General features: G+C 63.2%; 19 protein-coding genes. 14 read left to right on the forward strand and 5 right to left on the reverse strand.

Annotated features, from left to right (window positions below; all coding sequences use genetic code 11):
• Window positions 1–57: 57 nt before the first annotated feature.
• Window positions 58–429: an MbcA/ParS/Xre antitoxin family protein gene (locus NYR54_RS14180; protein ID WP_261516347.1), complete on the forward strand. Its 372-nt coding sequence runs from the start codon at window positions 58–60 to the stop codon at window positions 427–429.
• Window positions 395–943, forward strand: a complete 549-nt coding sequence (locus tag NYR54_RS14185; RefSeq protein WP_423738621.1) for an RES family NAD+ phosphorylase — start codon at window positions 395–397, stop codon at window positions 941–943. Before NYR54_RS14180 ends, NYR54_RS14185 begins: the two co-directional genes overlap by 35 nt.
• 18 nt (window positions 944–961) lie before the next feature.
• On the opposite strand, the gene tldD is transcribed toward NYR54_RS14185, so the two are convergent.
• The gene (gene tldD, locus NYR54_RS14190) at window positions 962–2377 is read right to left on the reverse strand and encodes a metalloprotease TldD (protein ID WP_261516349.1); all 1416 of its coding nucleotides are present in this window, start codon (window positions 2375–2377) and stop codon (window positions 962–964) included.
• A gap of 296 nt (window positions 2378–2673) precedes the next feature.
• The gene (locus NYR54_RS14195) at window positions 2674–3177 is read right to left on the reverse strand and encodes an invasion associated locus B family protein (RefSeq protein ID WP_261516350.1); all 504 of its coding nucleotides are present in this window, start codon (window positions 3175–3177) and stop codon (window positions 2674–2676) included.
• A gap of 338 nt (window positions 3178–3515) precedes the next feature.
• Between NYR54_RS14195 and coxB the strand changes: the two genes are divergently transcribed.
• From coxB to rnhA, 11 genes are all read left to right on the forward strand, one after another.
• Window positions 3516–4379, forward strand: a complete 864-nt coding sequence (coxB, locus tag NYR54_RS14200; protein ID WP_261516351.1) for a cytochrome c oxidase subunit II — start codon at window positions 3516–3518, stop codon at window positions 4377–4379.
• Window positions 4380–4414: 35 nt separating this feature from the next.
• Entirely contained in the window at window positions 4415–6070 is a 1656-nt protein-coding gene (gene ctaD, locus NYR54_RS14205; protein WP_261516352.1) for a cytochrome c oxidase subunit I, read from the forward strand.
• 66 nt (window positions 6071–6136) lie between these two features.
• A complete protein-coding gene (locus NYR54_RS14210) occupies window positions 6137–7069 on the forward strand; it encodes a heme o synthase (protein ID WP_261516353.1) in 933 nt (310 codons plus the stop codon).
• 1 nt (window position 7070) lies between these two features.
• The gene (locus tag NYR54_RS14215; protein WP_261516354.1) at window positions 7071–7232 is read left to right on the forward strand and encodes a hypothetical protein; all 162 of its coding nucleotides are present in this window, start codon (window positions 7071–7073) and stop codon (window positions 7230–7232) included.
• Window positions 7233–7238: 6 nt separating this feature from the next.
• Window positions 7239–7844, forward strand: a complete 606-nt coding sequence (locus NYR54_RS14220; protein ID WP_261516355.1) for a cytochrome c oxidase assembly protein — start codon at window positions 7239–7241, stop codon at window positions 7842–7844.
• A 3-nt stretch (window positions 7845–7847) separates the two neighbouring features.
• Entirely contained in the window at window positions 7848–8729 is an 882-nt protein-coding gene (locus NYR54_RS14225) for a cytochrome c oxidase subunit 3 (RefSeq protein ID WP_261516356.1), read from the forward strand.
• Window positions 8730–8831: 102 nt separating this feature from the next.
• Window positions 8832–9215, forward strand: coding sequence for a DUF983 domain-containing protein (locus NYR54_RS14230; RefSeq protein WP_423738622.1), 384 nt, complete (start codon window positions 8832–8834; stop codon window positions 9213–9215).
• Window positions 9212–9967: an SURF1 family protein gene (locus tag NYR54_RS14235; protein ID WP_261516358.1), complete on the forward strand. Its 756-nt coding sequence runs from the start codon at window positions 9212–9214 to the stop codon at window positions 9965–9967. The genes NYR54_RS14230 and NYR54_RS14235 overlap by 4 nt, the downstream gene beginning before the upstream one ends.
• A 51-nt stretch (window positions 9968–10018) precedes the next feature.
• A complete protein-coding gene (gene ispH, locus NYR54_RS14240; RefSeq protein WP_261516359.1) occupies window positions 10019–11029 on the forward strand; it encodes a 4-hydroxy-3-methylbut-2-enyl diphosphate reductase in 1011 nt (336 codons plus the stop codon).
• Window positions 11030–11034: 5 nt separating this feature from the next.
• On the forward strand, window positions 11035–12003 hold the full coding sequence (locus NYR54_RS14245; protein WP_261516360.1) for a homoserine kinase: 969 nt from the start codon (window positions 11035–11037) through the stop codon (window positions 12001–12003).
• Window positions 12000–12458 carry a ribonuclease HI gene (rnhA, locus tag NYR54_RS14250; protein ID WP_261516361.1) on the forward strand — a complete coding sequence of 153 codons (459 nt, stop codon included), beginning with the start codon at window positions 12000–12002 and terminating at the stop codon, window positions 12456–12458. Before NYR54_RS14245 ends, rnhA begins: the two co-directional genes overlap by 4 nt.
• On the opposite strand, the gene NYR54_RS14255 is transcribed toward rnhA, so the two are convergent.
• Complete coding sequence (locus NYR54_RS14255) at window positions 12449–12940, reverse strand: peroxiredoxin (RefSeq protein ID WP_261516362.1); 492 nt, start codon at window positions 12938–12940, stop codon at window positions 12449–12451. The two genes, rnhA and NYR54_RS14255, sit on opposite strands and share 10 nt — an antisense overlap.
• A 100-nt stretch (window positions 12941–13040) precedes the next feature.
• A complete protein-coding gene (locus NYR54_RS14260; RefSeq protein ID WP_261516363.1) occupies window positions 13041–13838 on the reverse strand; it encodes a protein-disulfide reductase DsbD domain-containing protein in 798 nt (265 codons plus the stop codon).
• A gap of 162 nt (window positions 13839–14000) precedes the next feature.
• Here NYR54_RS14260 and NYR54_RS14265 point away from each other — a divergent pair, with 162 nt between their 5' ends.
• Window positions 14001–14609, forward strand: coding sequence for a YqgE/AlgH family protein (locus tag NYR54_RS14265; RefSeq protein ID WP_261516364.1), 609 nt, complete (start codon window positions 14001–14003; stop codon window positions 14607–14609).
• Window positions 14610–14701: 92 nt separating this feature from the next.
• Here the strand turns inward: NYR54_RS14265 and NYR54_RS14270 are convergent, their stop codons facing one another.
• Window positions 14702–15352 carry a hypothetical protein gene (locus NYR54_RS14270; protein ID WP_261516365.1) on the reverse strand — a complete coding sequence of 217 codons (651 nt, stop codon included), beginning with the start codon at window positions 15350–15352 and terminating at the stop codon, window positions 14702–14704.
• Window positions 15353–15454: the final 102 nt, after the last annotated feature.

Genomic DNA, 15454 nt, shown 5'->3' on the forward strand with positions numbered 1-15454 from the left:
GCGGATATTGAGCGCATATAAAGCGCAAAGCTGTCAAATCGTGTAAGGAATATGGTCATGAGCGCGGCGGGTTTCGATATGACCGCGTCCCGTTACCGCGACGGCGATGCACCTTTCCTCTCGGCGCGCCGGGTGGCGGAACGGCTCGGCGTGACCCTTACGGAACTGGCGGGGCTGATCGGCGTCGCCCGCAACACGCTCACCGCGAAGGCGGGGGCGCGCAAGGCCGATGCGGCGCTGAGCCCGGTGGTCCGCATCCTTGCGATGGCAAGCGAGATGGCGGGCGGCGAGGACCGCGCCGCGATCTGGTTCAAGCATCAGCCGATTCCCGGCTGGGCGGGAAAGACCGCCTACGATCTCGTGCGCGAGAAGAAGGCGGACAAGGTGCTTGCCTATCTCGAAGCCGTTCGCTCCGGCATCTATGCCTGAAGGTGAGCCGCAGCGGCTCATCCTCTGGCGCGCCTTCGTGCCGCGATGGGCGCATCTGCCGCTTTCGGGCGAGGGCGCGGCGCGTTTCGGCGGCCGCTGGAATCCGGTCGGTCAGCCGGCGATCTATGCCGCGCGGGAGCTTTCGACAGCCTGGGCGGAATACAATCAGGGCTTCGTGCAGCATCCGGCGTTGATTGCGCAGCTCGTGCTGACGGGCGCGCAGCTGGCCGACCTGACGGATGCCGGCATGCTTGATTCGCTCGGCGTAGGCGCGGACATCCATCGATGTGAGTGGCGCGCCTTGCTGGACGCCGGACAGGAACCGGAAACGCACAGGCTTGCGCGGCGGCTTGCGGCCGAGGGGTTCGACGGCGTGATCTACCCTTCCTTCATGTCGCCGGGCGGAAGCTGCGTGGTCCTCTGGCGCTGGAACGACGAGGGCGCGCCCAGGCTCGAGGTGATCGACCCGGAACACCGGCTTCCGACGACGCCGGCATCCTGGATGGAAACATAGCCGTCTCTCAGGCGGTGCTCAGGCCTGCGTGCCGCCGACCGTCATCCGGTCCATTCTCAGATGCGGCTGCCCGACGCCGACCGGAACGCCCTGGCCCGCCTTGCCGCACATGCCGATGCCGCTGTCGAGCTTCATGTCGTTGCCGATCATGGAAACGCGGTGCATGGCGTCCGGCCCGTTGCCGATCAGCATGGCGCCCTTGATGGGCCGGGTCACCTTGCCGTCCTCGATCATATAGGCTTCGGTGCAGCCGAACACGAATTTCCCGCTCGTGATGTCCACCTGGCCGCCGCCGAAGGAGACGGCGTAAATGCCCTTCTTCACTGAGGCGATGATTTCCTCGGGCGTCTTGTCACCGCCGAGCATGTAGGTGTTCGTCATGCGCGGCATGGGCTCATGCGCGTAGGATTCCCGGCGCCCATTTCCGGTCGGCTGCATGCCCATGAGCCGGGCGTTCAGACGGTCCTGCATGTAGCCTACCAGCCTGCCGTCCTCGATCAGCACCGTACGGTTCGTCGGCGTGCCCTCATCATCGATCGTGAGCGAGCCGCGCCGCTCCGCGATGGTGCCGTCGTCCACCACCGTCACGCCTTTCGCCGCCACCTGCTGGCCCATGAGACCCGCGAAGGCCGATGTCTTCTTCCGGTTGAAATCGCCTTCAAGTCCATGCCCCACGGCCTCGTGCAGCATGATGCCGGGCCAGCCATTGGCAAGCACGATATCGAACGTGCCGGCCGGCGCCGGCGCGGCCTCCAGATTGACCAATGCCTGACGCAGCGCCTCGCTCGCGGCATGGCGCCAGGACTCCTTGGCCAGGAATTCGCCGAAGCTCTTGCGCCCGCCCATGCCGTAGGAGCCCGTCTCCTGACGGTCGCCGTCGCCCACCACGACGGAGATGTGCATGCGCACGAGAGGGCGGATGTCGCGGGCGAGCTGCCCGTCGGCGCGCAATATCTCCACATGCTGCCATGAGGCGGCAAGCGAGGCCGTCACCTGCCGCACCCGCGGGTCCTTCGCGCGGATCCAGCCGTCGATTTCCTGAAGCAGCCGCGCCTTCTCCTCGAAACCGGGGGCCTCTATGGGATTTTCCTCACCATAAAGGCGCTGATTCGTGCCTGCGGGTGCGGCGGCAAGCTTTCCTGAATAGCCGTGCTTGACGGCCGAGACGGCATCAGCCGCCCGCAACAGGGCGGCATGGGATAGCTCGCTCGAATGGGCATAACCCGTCGCCTCTCCCGCAACGGCGCGCAGGCCGAAGCCCTGGTCGGTGTTGAAGTTGGCCGTCTTCAGCCGGCCGTTGTCGAAAACGAGCGCTTCGCCTTCGCGGTATTCGAGGAAGAGTTCGCCATCGTCGGCGCCGGAAATCGTATCGGCAACGATGGACCTGAGCTTTTCGGGCGAGCAGTCGAAGGCGTCGAGAAGCGATCGGGCCATGGGGTGTTTCCTTTCCTGCTCCCCATGTAGAGACAATGGCCGTTTCAATCCAGTAGCCGGAAGGGCTTGCCGACCGGTGTCGGCTCTTCATGCGCGGGATTCGGTAGCGCCATCATATCCACCCCGTCATATAAGAAGCCGCGCAGCGGCTAACCGGGACCCAATGCTGTCATCTCCACCGCCCCGCTGGGTCCCGGCTCGCTGTGCTCAGCCGGAATGACGACAGGGAAGGCCACTGTCTCGCGCTCTCACTTCGCTCGGCCGGGAGGCGGTCGGGATGACGTGTGGCGTTGCCCTCAGGGCAGGGCGTCGAAGCCTTCTCCGAAGCCTTCCAGATCGACCGGAATGCCGATGCCTTCCTCCGGCGTCTGGAACATGATGAAGGTGGCGGATTTGCCGTTCCTCAGCGTTTGCAGCAGCTCCTCCTCCAAAACCACTTCCGCATAGCAGCCGTCCTGGAAGCAGCGCAGGAAATAGGCTCTGCCGATGTCCTTGCCGTCTACGTTGAGGCCAAGCCCGTTGGGCAGCAGAACGCCGAGCGGCGCAAGCACGCGCAGGATTTCAGCCTGGTTGTCGGCGGTACGCAGCACGACCACCGACAGGGCGACCTCCGGCCTGTCCTCCAGCACGACGTTCTGGATCATGACGCACTGCTCGCTCGAGGCCCCCGCAGGCGTGTCGCACACGATCGACCAGGCGCCATGGGTGGAGCGCACATCGCCATTGTTCTGTTGTGCCTCCGCCGGCAGCGTGATCGCCAGGAAGGCTACAAACGTCGTCGCATAGGCGAGCAGCCGCATGATGACCTCATTCCCATTGATTCGGTGCAACTTAGCTCGGCAAGGTCCGGTCTGAAAGAAAAATGCGCCTTCCGGGCCATCCGCCCGGCCGATTTTCCACGAATCCGGCGGCCACATTTTCCCAGAAATCGGTCAGAACTGCGGCGCGCTGGGCAGGCTCCGCCGCGGCTCCCGCACACCGGCAGCGCAAAAATGCCGCATCCGTCCAGCCTCCCCTTTCTTGCGGTTCTCACAAGAGTATGGTTTGAACGCGCCAATGTGGAGCTGGGAGTCTCATAGGCTCTCGCCGCGCCCGCTCCGGCGGGCGGGAGGCGCGTGGACCAGGAGATGACGAGGTGATGAAGAGATTTGCAGCAGGCTTTGGGCTATCCGCGCTGTCGACCGTCAGCGCCTATGCCGCGCAGCCCCAACCCTGGCAGGTGCGCTTTCAGCCGGCAGCGACCGGCATCATGGAACAGAATACTTGGTTCGAAGGCTACACGCTGGTATTCATCGTGCCCATCACGCTTCTGGTGATGGCGCTTTTGGCCTGGTGCATCATCCGCTACCGCGCCAGCGCGAATCCAATACCTTCCCGCACGAGCCACAACACCCTTATTGAAGTGCTGTGGACCGTCGGGCCGGTCATCGTGCTGCTTCTGCTTGCGGTGCCTTCCTTCCAGCTTCTGACCGCCCAGCACACGCCGCCGGAAGAGCCGGCGATGACCGTCAAGGCGACGGGCGTCCAGTGGTACTGGGATTATGAGTATCAGGACGAGGAGCCGCTCACCTTCACCTCGCTCCTGCTTCAGGAGGATGACCGGGCTGAGGCCGGCAAGGAGGATGTCAGCCAGTATCCGCGTCTTCTGGCCGTGGACAACGAGATGGTCGTTCCTGTCAACACCACCGTGCGTGTTCTCGTGACGGCGAGCGACGTCATTCACTCCTTCGCAATGCCTTCGTTCGGCATCAAGATCGACGCCGTCCCCGGCCGCATCAACGAAACCTGGTTCAAGGCGGAGCGGGAAGGCATTTATTACGGCCAGTGCTCAGAGCTGTGCGGCAAGGACCACGCTTTCATGCCGATCGCGATTCGCGTGGTGTCCCAGGAGCAGTTCCAGACCTGGTACGCGGCCGCGAAGGATGATCTCAATGCCGCCAACCGTGCTCTGCTGGCGGCAATCGAGAGTGAAGGCGAGAGGAAGGTCGCTGCCGCCGAATAGGCGAAGCGGATACATATAAATCGGAGCGTGACGACATGGCAGGCGCTGCAGCAGCTCATACCGACCACGACGACCACAAGCCGAAAGGTTGGGTGCGCTGGGTCTATTCCACGAACCATAAGGACATCGGCACTCTTTATCTGATCTTCGCGATCTGCGCCGGTGTCATCGGCCTATTCCTGTCCGTGATGATGCGCTGGGAGCTGGCAGAGCCCGGCATCCAGATCTTCCACGGGCTGGCCTCGATGGTTTATGGCGCCGAGGGCCCTGCAGCGGTGGATGCGGGCAAGGAGATGTACAACGTCTTCACCACCGCCCACGGCCTGATCATGATCTTCTTCATGGTCATGCCCGCGCTCATCGGCGGGTTCGCCAATTGGATGATACCGCTCATGATCGGGGCGCCGGACATGGCATTCCCGCGCATGAACAACATCTCCTTCTGGCTGCTGGTCCCGTCGTTCATCTTGCTGCTCCTGTCCATGTTCGTGCCGGGCGCCCCGGGCGGCCACGGCGCCGGAACGGGATGGACGCTCTATCCGCCGCTTTCCACGGCCGGTCAGCCCGGCCCGGCCGTCGACATGGCGATCCTGTCGATCCACATTTCCGGCGCGTCGTCGATCCTCGGCGCCATCAATTTCATCACCACCATCTTCAACATGCGCGCACCCGGCATGACGCTGCACAAGATGCCGCTGTTTGCCTGGTCGGTGCTGGTCACGGCTTTCCTTCTGCTTCTGTCGCTGCCGGTGCTGGCTGGCGGCATCACCATGCTGCTGACGGACCGCAATTTCGGTACCGCCTTCTTCGCGCCTGCCGGCGGCGGTGACCCGATCCTTTACCAGCACCTGTTCTGGTTCTTCGGGCATCCGGAGGTTTACATCCTGATCCTGCCGGGCTTCGGCATCATCAGCCATGTGATCTCGACCTTCTCGCGCAAGCCGATTTTCGGCTATCTCGGCATGGCCTATGCCATGGTGGCGATCGGCGTGGTCGGGTTTGTGGTATGGGCTCACCACATGTTCACCGTCGGACTTTCGCTCAATGCGCAGCGCTATTTCACCTTCGCGACGATGGTGATCGCGGTGCCGACGGGCGTGAAGGTATTCTCGTGGATCGCCACCATGTGGGGCGGGTCGATCTCCTTCCGCGTTCCGATGCTGTGGGCGATTGCCTTCGTGTTCCTGTTCACCGTCGGCGGCGTGACGGGCGTGCAGCTTGCCAATGCCGGTCTCGACCGGTCCATGCATGACACCTACTATGTCGTGGCACATTTCCACTATGTGCTTTCCATGGGCGCGGTCTTCGCCATCTTCGCGGCCTGGTACTACTGGTTCCCGAAAATGTCGGGCTACATGTACAATTCCTTCATCGCCCGGCTGCACTTCTGGATCACCTTCATCGGCGTGAACCTGATCTTCTTCCCGCAGCATTTCCTCGGGCTTGCGGGCATGCCGCGCCGCTACATCGACTATCCGGACGCCTTTGCGGGGTGGAACCTGGTGTCTTCCTACGGCTCCTATCTCACGGCGATCGGCGTTCTGGTGTTCCTCTACGGTGTGGTCGAGGCCTTCGCGCGAAAGCGCGTCGCCGGCGCCAATCCGTGGGGCGAGGGCGCAACGACGCTGGAGTGGCAGCTTCCTTCGCCGCCGCCCTTCCACCAGTGGGAAGAGCTGCCGCGGATCAGGTAGCAGGGCATCGCGCCGGCCGGACTTCGGTCAGGCCGGCGCATAAGCCTTAAAGGAGACACGAAAGACATGACTCTGGTGGAACGCAGGCATATGGACGGCACTGCCGGCCGCCTCTCCGAGGCGACCGCGGCCGACTATGTCGCGCTTCTGAAGCCGCGCGTCATGTCGCTCGTGGTCTTCACGGCGTTCGTCGGCATGGTGCTCGCGCCGGCCCAGCCGAACCCGTTCCTGGCCTTCATCGCCATTCTGGCGATCGCCGTCGGGGCGGGGGCCTCGGGCGCGCTCAACATGTGGTACGATGCGGACATCGACGCGAAGATGGCGCGCACGGCCGGAAGGCCGGTGCCGACGGGCCGCGTGACACCCGGCGAGGCGCTTGCTTTCGGGCTGGTGCTCGCCGGATTCTCGGTCGCCATCCTCGGGCTGATGGCCAACTGGGTCGCTGCCAGCCTGCTCGCCTTCACCATTTTCTTCTATGCCGTCATCTACACCATGTGGCTGAAGCGGACGACGCCGCAGAACATCGTGATCGGCGGGGCCGCCGGTGCGCTGCCGCCGGTGATCGGCTGGGCCGCGGTGACGGGGACGGTGACGCTCGAAAGCCTCGTCCTCTTCCTCATCATCTTTCTGTGGACGCCGCCGCATTTCTGGGCGCTGGCGCTGTTCAAGACGGGTGATTACGAGCGCGCCGGGATTCCGATGATGCCGAATGTGCGCGGCGAGGCTCATACGAAGCGGCAAATGCTCGCCTATTCCGTGCTCGTGGCGGTGAGTGGCGTTCTGCCCGCGATCATAGGATTCGCGAGCCTTGCCTACGGGGCCGCCGCCGCGGCTCTGGGTGCGGGCATGATCTGGCACTCCTGGCGGGTTCTCTGGATGGACGAAGCCGACCGCTCGAAGCGTCCGGCCAAGGCGCTGTTTGCCTATTCGGTTATCTATCTTTTCGCCATCTTCGCGGCACTTCTGGTCGATGGCGTGGTTGCGCGCTTTGGAGCCTGACATGCCGGATCTTGAGGAGCGCATCAAGCCGACCGAGAAGGAGCTGAAGGCGCGGCGCAGCCGCAACATCGCCCTCGCTTTGGCGCTGGCGGCCTTTGTTATTGTCGTCTATCTGGGCAGCATCATGAAGCTTGGGCCCGCCCTGTTCGACCGACCGATGTAAAGAGCGATGAGCAGCAACGTGAACAAGGATCGCGCCAGAAGCCGCCGCAACGCCGGCGTGGCCATGGTCTGCGTCTGCGTCCTCGCCGGGATGGTGGGGCTATCCTATGCCGCCGTGCCGCTCTACCGCCTGTTCTGCCAGGTGACCGGCTATGGCGGCACAACGCAGCGGGTGGAGCAGTACTCGGACACCATCCTCGACCAGACGATCACCGTCCGTTTCGATGCGAATGTGAACGGCCTGCCCTGGGATTTCCGGCCCAAGCAGCGGGAGGTGACGATCAGGATCGGCGAGACGGCCGAGATCGCCTATCTGGCGAAGAACTTGGCTCAAGGAGCGACCGCGGGTTCCGCCACGTTCAACGTGGCGCCAGCGCTTGCTGGCGCATACTTCAACAAGATCGAATGCTTCTGCTTTACCGAGCAGGAGCTTCAGCCCGGCGAGACTTACGAAATGCCGGTGCAGTTCTTCGTCGATCCGGAGATCGTCAACGCTCCGGAGCTGAAGAACCTGAAGACCATCACCCTGTCCTACACCTTCTACCCGCTGCGTCAGGAGTCGGCCGGATTGTCGGCTTCGGATGCCGCGCAAACTCGACAGCTCGGGGGATAACGAATGGCGCAAGCCCACGCAAAAAACCACGACTATCACATTATCGATCCGAGCCCCTGGCCATTCATCGGCTCCGTCGGTGCTCTGCTGATGGCCCTTGGCGGCATTGCCTGGATGCGGGCGTTGCAGGGCAGCTCCTTCCCGCTCTTTGGCGTGGATCTTGCGAAAGCGAATTACTGGCTCTTCCTCATCGGCGTTCTGGTCGTGCTCTACACCATGTTTTCCTGGTGGAGTGACACGATCAGGGAGGCGCATGAGGGGCACCACACACGGGTGGTCTCGATCCATCTGCGCTACGGCATGATCATGTTCATCGCCTCGGAGCTGATGTTCTTCGTGGCGTGGTTCTGGGCATTCTTCGATGCCAGCCTTTTCCCGGGGGAGGCTGCGCAGGTCAGCCGGGCGGAATTCACCGGCGGCGAATGGCCCCCGCAGGGCATCGAGGTGCTCGATCCCTTCCACCTGCCGCTCTACAACACCATCATCCTGCTCCTGTCCGGCACGACCGTGACCTGGGCGCACCACGCGCTTCTGGAGAATGACCGCAAGGGGCTGATTGCGGGCCTGGCGCTCACGGTGGCGCTCGGCGTTCTGTTCTCCTTCGTGCAGGCCTATGAGTACATGCACGCGCCCTTCGGTTTCCGCGACTCGATCTACGGCGCAACCTTCTTCATGGCGACTGGCTTCCACGGTTTCCACGTGATCGTCGGCACGATCTTCCTGGCCGTCTGTCTCCTTCGGGCCATGGCCGGGCACTTCACGCCGCAGCAGCATTTCGGCTTCGAGGCGGCCGCCTGGTACTGGCACTTCGTCGACGTGGTATGGCTTTTCCTGTTCGCCTTCGTCTATGTCTGGGCCTCTGCCGGCGCGACAATCGCACATTGAGGAGGGCTCCAGCGGGCTTGAGGGGGCGGCCGTCGCGCACGGCTGCCCCTGTCTTTTTACGTACAAGCAAGTGCGAGCGCTGTCGAAGCGGGGTGAATGACGATGAATAAGGCGGACGAGACGGCTCCTGTAAATCCGCTTCGGGCGGGCGTTACCGGCCGGTGCCCCCGCTGCGGAGAGGGCAGGCTGTTTTCCGGCTTTCTGAGACTGGCGGAAAGCTGTGACCACTGCGGCCTTGACTACCGCTTCGCCGATGCCGGAGACGGCCCGGCCGTCTTCGTCATCCTGATCATCGGCTTTGTCGTTGTCGGACTGGCTCTCTGGCTCGAGGTCAGCACTGGCGCGCCATTGTGGCTGCATGCGGTGCTCTGGGTGCCGCTGACGCTGATCCTGTCGCTTGTGGCCCTGCGATTGCTGAAGGGCCAGCTGATCGCACTGCAATATCGCAACAAGGCTGCAGAGGGCAGGCTGGATACCGCCGAATGAGCGATCCGCGCCGCGTATCCGGCGGACGCCGGAACTGGCTCTTCATCGCGCTGAGCGTGCCGATGCTGGTGCTGCTTCTTGCGCTCGGCACCTGGCAGGTCCAGCGCCTGCATTGGAAGGAAGCGCTGCTCTCACGGATCGAGGAGCGCGTCGCATCCGATCCCGTGCCGCTCGAGGAGATTGTGCGCCTTCAGGCGGCAGGGGAGGATATCGACTACCGGCCCACGCAACTCTCCGGCACCTTCCTTCACGACCGCGAGCGGCATTATCTCGCAACATGGGAAGGCCAGTCGGGCTTCTTCGTCCACACGCCGCTCCGCCTTGCAGAGGGGCACTATGTCTTCGTCAATCGCGGCTTCGTCCCTTACGACCGCAAGGACCCCGGAACGCGCCCCAAAGGCCAGCTTGACGGGACTGTCGAAATCAAGGGACTGGCCCGCATGGCGCCGGAGGAGAAGCCATCCTTCATCGTGCCGGATAACGACCTGGCGAAAAATATCTTCTACTGGAAGGACCTTTCGGCCATGGCGCGCTCTGCAGGGCTCGATGAAGAAGAGGTCTATCCGTTTTTTGTGGATGCGGACGCCACGCCCAACCCGGACGGATTGCCGGTGGGCGGCGTCACGCTGATAAATCTGCCGAACAATCATTTCCAATATGCGGTCACGTGGTATGGGCTGGCCTTCGCGCTAGTCTGCGTTCTGGCGGTCTGGATTCGGCGCGGCCGGGGGCGCGGCGCCGACGAGGCTTGACAGGACCATCAGACTGCACCCACTTTCCGGCCGCACAGGAGGCTCCAGACGATGGCGCAAACGCAGGACAAGGCGAAGCTGACGGTGCGGCTGTGCGGGCCGCGGGGATTTTGCGCCGGCGTCGACCGGGCGATCCAGATCGTTGTGCTTGCGCTCAAGAAATATGGCGCGCCCGTCTATGTGCGGCACGAGATCGTGCACAACCGCTACGTGGTCGAGGGGTTGCAGGAGCGCGGCGCGGTTTTCATCGAGGAGCTGGATGAAATTCCGGAGGAGGACCGCGACCGGCCCGTCGTCTTTTCCGCGCATGGGGTGCCGAAATCCGTGCCGCAGGAGGCTGCCGCGCGCAACCTCTTCTATCTCGACGCCACATGCCCTCTGGTCTCCAAGGTGCATAAGCAGGCGATACGGCACCGCCGGCTTGGCCGCCATGTCCTTCTCGTCGGCCATGCCGGCCATCCGGAGGTCGTCGGCACGATGGGCCAGCTCCCGCCTGGCGCGGTGACCCTCATTGAAACGGTCGAGGATGCACGCCGCTTCGTACCGCCCGTGGAGGGCGAGCTCGGCTACGTCACCCAGACCACGCTTTCGGTCGAGGATACGGCGGAAATCATCCATGCGCTGGAGCAGCGCTTCCCGACTCTCCACGCGCCGGCCTCCGAATCCATCTGCTATGCGACGACGAACCGGCAGGAGGCGGTGAAACAGGCCGCTCCCGGGGCGGACCTCTTTCTGGTGGTCGGTGCGCCGAACTCCTCCAATTCGCGCCGTCTGGTGGAAGTGGCGGAAAGGGCGGGGGCCGCGCGTGCGCTGCTCGTGCAGCGCGCGTCCGAGATTCCGTGGGAAGAGATCGGCGAGGTTTCGGTGCTCGGCCTTTCGGCAGGCGCCTCGGCTCCCGAGATCATCGTGGAGGAAATCATCGATGCCTTCGCCGAGCGCTATGACGTGACGGTGGATCTGGCCGTGACGGCGGAAGAGCGTGAGAACTTTCCCGTCATGCGTGCGTTGCGCGACGTGGAGCTGACGAAGTCCGACATGGCCTTCGTCAATGGGATGGGCTGACGCCTATGGCGGTCTATACGGACGTTTCAGAGGGAGAGCTGAGCGCCTTCCTCGCTCAATACGAGGTGGGCAGGCTCCACTCCTACAAGGGGATCGCCGAGGGCACCGAGAATTCGAACTATCTGCTCCACACCTCCACCGGCTCCTACATTCTCACCCTCTACGAGCGCCGGGTGGAGAGGGCGGACTTGCCGTTTTTTCTCGGCCTGATGGAGCATCTTGCGCGCAAGGGCGTGTCCTGCCCGCTGCCAGTGCACCGGCGCGACGGGAGCATGATCGGCGATCTCGCCGGCCGGCCCGCGGCGCTGATCACCTTCCTGGAAGGCATGTGGATGCGCAGGCCCACGGCGCAGCACTGCCGGGCCGTAGGCAAGGCGCTGGCCGAGCTTCATCGGGCGGCGGCGGATTTCCCGCTCAGGCGGGCGAACGCGCTGTCGCCGGACGGTTGGAGGAAGTTGTGGGATATTACCAGGGCCAGAGCGGACGAGGTCGAGCCGGGGCTTGCCCGGGAAGTGGAAGCAGATTTTGCGGATATCGTCCGCAAATGGCCCACCGATCTGCCCGCGGGCATCATTCATGCCGATCTCTTTCCGGACAATGTTTTCTTCCTCGGCGGCGAACTGTCCGGCATCATCGACTTCTACTTCGCCTGCAACGATCTGCTGGCCTATGACATCGCCACCTGCCTCAATGCGTGGTGCTTCGAGAAGGACGTTTCGTACAATCTCACCAAGGGGTCGGCTCTGCTTGCCGGCTATCAGAGCGTGCGCCCGCTGGAGCAGCGCGAGATTGAGGCGCTGCCGCTTCTTGCGCGCGGCTCCGCGCTCCGTTTCATGCTGACGAGGCTTCATGACTGGCTCACCGTGTCGGAGGGTGCCTTGGTCGAGAAGCGCGATCCGATGGAATATGTGCGCCGTATGCGCTTCCACCGGCAGATTGCCTCGCCGGCCGAATACGGGATCGGACTCGCATGAAGAAGGTGGACGTGTTCACCGACGGCGCCTGTTCCGGAAATCCCGGCCCAGGCGGCTGGGGCGCCATCCTGCGCTACAACGGTGTGGAGAAGGAGCTTTCTGGTGGGGAGCCGGCCACCACCAACAACCGCATGGAGCTCGTTGCCGCCATCGAGGCGCTGAACGCGCTGAAGGAGCCCTGCGAGGTCCACCTTCACACCGACAGCAACTATCTGCGCGACGGCATTTCCGGGTGGATAGAGAACTGGAAGAGGAATGGCTGGCGGACCGCCGACAGAAAGCCGGTGAAGAACGCCGAGCTGTGGCAGGCGCTGGACGAGGCGCGGAAGCGGCACAGGGTGCGCTGGCACTGGGTACGCGGGCATGCCGGGCACCCTGAAAATGAACGTGCCGACGCGCTGGCGCGCGCCGGCATGGCGCCCTTCAAGAAGAAGGTGTCTGATTCTCAAGCCTGAATCTGCTCGAGGATGCGGGCTGCCCCGCTGGTAACCGCCTGACCGCGCACCTCTTCGATGTTCAACGCCTTCACCACGCCGTCCTCGACAATCATGGAATAGCGCTGGGACCGGGTGCCAAGCCCGCCGGCCGACATATCCTGATCCAGGCCCATCGCACGCGTGAACTCGCCGTTTCCGTCCGCCAGGAAGATAAGCTTGTCTTCCGCACCGAGGAATTTCGCCCAGGCGTTCATCACGTGATGGTCGTTGACCGCCACGATTGCGATCTCATCGACGCCATGACCCTTGATGGCTTCGTGATTCTCAAGAAAGCCCGGCACATGGCTGTTGCTGCAGGTGGGCGTGAATGCGCCCGGCACGCCGACCAGCACGATCTTGCGGCCGGCGAAGTAGTCGCGCGTAATGATGTCCTCCACGCCTTGCGGCGAAACCTTCTTGAGGCTGACTTCGGGCAAGCGGTCGCCGATGGAAATGGTCATGCATTACTCTCCTGACAATGGTTTGGGATGATGGAAAGCGGAGGAATCGTGTTTGCTGAAATCTAGTGCGGCCCGGCAGCTCCGGCCAGTGGCTAGGAATTCATTCCCGCAGGGTGACCGTGCCCGCCACTGCGTCGCCGTCGGCGGTCAGCGTGTAGTCGATTTCGACCGCACCGCTGGGAAGAGGTGAGAGCAGGCTGGCCGAAAAGGTGGCCGCCCCATCCTTCTTCGACACAATCTCGGGAGGCCCGACCCGTAAGCCCTCGGGTGCCGCCAGGAAGAGCGAGGCCTCGGCCGCGTCCTCCGGCAGACGGCTCTGGAACACGAGATGGCCCTCCTCCTGCGAAACGGCGCTTATCCGGAAGTCTTCGCTTGCCGGGGCGGGCAATTCCGCAAATGCTGCCGTGACCACCATGGCATCTTGCGGATTGTCGGGATCGGCGCCCGCATCGAAGGAAAATGGCGCCTCGACGGGAACGCAGATCGTCTCGCAGACGCCCACAAACAGGGTTCCTTCGATAATCCCGGCGCTGCGCGGCGTGCCGAGCCTAAAGAGGACGGGAAAGGAGACCGGGCGGCTGTAGCCAGCCCAGGTGGCGTAAGGATTGCTGATACGCTCGGGCGGCGGGAACAGGAGCTCCGCCGCCGATGCGTCTGACGCTGCAGAGAGGTGCAGGCGCGGCGGAATGCCGGCCTCACCCGGATCGCGCCAATAGGTCTTCCAGCCCGGCTCCAGGCGGATCTCAATGGCACCGCGAAGCAGCCCTTCCTTATCCGACAGTCCAGACGTCACGATGCGCACCGCGCCACCCCCGCTTTTCACCCATGTGCTTGAGGCGGCAGCGGCAGGCAGGGCCGGAGACAGGATGCAAATCAGCGAAACGAAGGTCCGAAGCATGGCGCGGACAATGGCGGGTGAACCAGCGAAGCGCAACTCACTCGTGATGGCAGCCTCATCATATTCATGTGAGACGGCAGGCCGAAAGCCTATCCTGTCACTTTCAGCGGTGGAGGGCACTTCCATCTTTTATGAGCGGCAGAAACGCGATAGGTTTGCATCATGGAACCCAAGAGCGGCATATTCGCAAAGCGGTCGGATCTCTCGCTGCAGAACCATTTCCTGGTCGCCATGCCGGGCATGCGCGACGAGCGGTTCGCACGGTCGGTCATCTATATGTGCGCGCATAGCGATGAAGGTGCCATGGGCATCATCATCAACCGCACCCAGCAGCTCGGCTTTACCGACGTGCTGGTGGAGCTCGGCATTGTCGAGCGCAGCCAGACGATCCGCCTGCCTGCACGCGCGCGCAACATCGCCGTCCGCAGCGGAGGACCGGTGGACCGCAGCCGCGGCTTCGTGCTGCACAGTGGCGACTACATGGTCGATTCTTCGATGCCGGTGTCGGAAGATGTCTGCCTGACGGCGACCATGGACATCCTGCGGGCCATCTCGATGGGCCGCGGACCCAGCCGCGCACTGATGGCGCTCGGCTATTCCGGCTGGGCTGCCGGACAGCTCGAGGCGGAGATTGCGGAGAATGGCTGGCTCGCCTGCCCGGCGGTTCCGGAGCTGCTGTTCGATGCGGAGATCGAGACGATCTATGATCGCATTCTCGCGTCCATCGGCATCGACCTCGCGCATCTGAGCTACTCGGCGGGCCACGCCTGACGCGCGGAATCCTTTCCGTGTTTCGCGAAAACACAGAAAGGATCTAAGTCATTGTTTTGGGCAAATCCGAATGGAAAACCGGCTGGCGGCGGTCAGAACCGGTAACGCAGCCCGAGCGTATTGACGTTCGAGCCTTCGCCCATATCGCCGATGGTTCCGTTGGCACCGGACCTGTGATGGATCTGGTAAACCAGCTCGAGGTTCGGTGCCTGCCTGAACCGTATCGCGATTTCGGGGCCGACAAAGCCCAGAAACGTTGCATCACCGTCTCTTGTGGCCGCGCGCTCCTGCTCGATCTGCGTCGGGTCCGTGACCAGGCTGAAACCTGCGGTGAAGCCGGGAGAGATTGCAACATTGCCGATGACGAGGCCATGATGGCGCAGCCTCATGCCGGCCCAGAGCTCGCCGCTCGCGTCGTCGTCGTCACCGAAGCGAAGGCCAAGCCCCGCAACGCCGCCCAGCACAAAACCGGCCGGGAGCTCGTAGAAATCGCGGCCGTAGACCGCGCCAATCATATAGTTGCTAGTGTAATCCGTATCCCAAAATCTGAGGGCACCGCCAAAGGTATCCTGCGTCGAAACACCGCCGAAGATGTAGATGTCGTTTCTGGTGGCGGGCTTGCCAGGCTCCACGAAGGGATCATCGGTGGCGAAATAGAGAAAGGGCTCTCCGGTCGCTGGCGCAAATGCTGTCATCACGGCCAGGAAGGCCGATGCAAATGCAAGGCAACGGGATGTGCGCATAAAAGCTTCCGAATCAGGATAGCTGTTCAATTACCATCGGACTATGGAAGCAGATCCTCGTCAAGAATTAGGCATTCAGTGGGCAGCTTTTGCTCCCATATT

This window comes from Chelativorans petroleitrophicus (assembly GCF_025398195.1).
Lineage (GTDB): Bacteria > Pseudomonadota > Alphaproteobacteria > Rhizobiales > Rhizobiaceae > Chelativorans > Chelativorans petroleitrophicus.

Coding starts and splice junctions, on each gene's coding strand:
- NYR54_RS14180 (WP_261516347.1), top strand. CDS start 58: ATGAGCGCGGCGGGTTTCGATATGACCGCGTCCCGTTACCGCGACGGC.
- tldD (WP_261516349.1), bottom strand. CDS start 2,377: ATGGCCCGATCGCTTCTCGACGCCTTCGACTGCTCGCCCGAAAAGCTC.
- NYR54_RS14195 (WP_261516350.1), bottom strand. CDS start 3,177: ATGCGGCTGCTCGCCTATGCGACGACGTTTGTAGCCTTCCTGGCGATC.
- coxB (WP_261516351.1), top strand. CDS start 3,516: ATGAAGAGATTTGCAGCAGGCTTTGGGCTATCCGCGCTGTCGACCGTC.
- ctaD (WP_261516352.1), top strand. CDS start 4,415: ATGGCAGGCGCTGCAGCAGCTCATACCGACCACGACGACCACAAGCCG.
- NYR54_RS14210 (WP_261516353.1), top strand. CDS start 6,137: ATGACTCTGGTGGAACGCAGGCATATGGACGGCACTGCCGGCCGCCTC.
- NYR54_RS14215 (WP_261516354.1), top strand. CDS start 7,071: ATGCCGGATCTTGAGGAGCGCATCAAGCCGACCGAGAAGGAGCTGAAG.
- NYR54_RS14220 (WP_261516355.1), top strand. CDS start 7,239: ATGAGCAGCAACGTGAACAAGGATCGCGCCAGAAGCCGCCGCAACGCC.
- NYR54_RS14225 (WP_261516356.1), top strand. CDS start 7,848: ATGGCGCAAGCCCACGCAAAAAACCACGACTATCACATTATCGATCCG.
- NYR54_RS14230 (WP_423738622.1), top strand. CDS start 8,832: ATGAATAAGGCGGACGAGACGGCTCCTGTAAATCCGCTTCGGGCGGGC.
- NYR54_RS14235 (WP_261516358.1), top strand. CDS start 9,212: ATGAGCGATCCGCGCCGCGTATCCGGCGGACGCCGGAACTGGCTCTTC.
- ispH (WP_261516359.1), top strand. CDS start 10,019: ATGGCGCAAACGCAGGACAAGGCGAAGCTGACGGTGCGGCTGTGCGGG.
- NYR54_RS14245 (WP_261516360.1), top strand. CDS start 11,035: ATGGCGGTCTATACGGACGTTTCAGAGGGAGAGCTGAGCGCCTTCCTC.
- rnhA (WP_261516361.1), top strand. CDS start 12,000: ATGAAGAAGGTGGACGTGTTCACCGACGGCGCCTGTTCCGGAAATCCC.
- NYR54_RS14255 (WP_261516362.1), bottom strand. CDS start 12,940: ATGACCATTTCCATCGGCGACCGCTTGCCCGAAGTCAGCCTCAAGAAG.
- NYR54_RS14260 (WP_261516363.1), bottom strand. CDS start 13,838: ATGCTTCGGACCTTCGTTTCGCTGATTTGCATCCTGTCTCCGGCCCTG.
- NYR54_RS14265 (WP_261516364.1), top strand. CDS start 14,001: ATGGAACCCAAGAGCGGCATATTCGCAAAGCGGTCGGATCTCTCGCTG.
- NYR54_RS14270 (WP_261516365.1), bottom strand. CDS start 15,352: ATGCGCACATCCCGTTGCCTTGCATTTGCATCGGCCTTCCTGGCCGTG.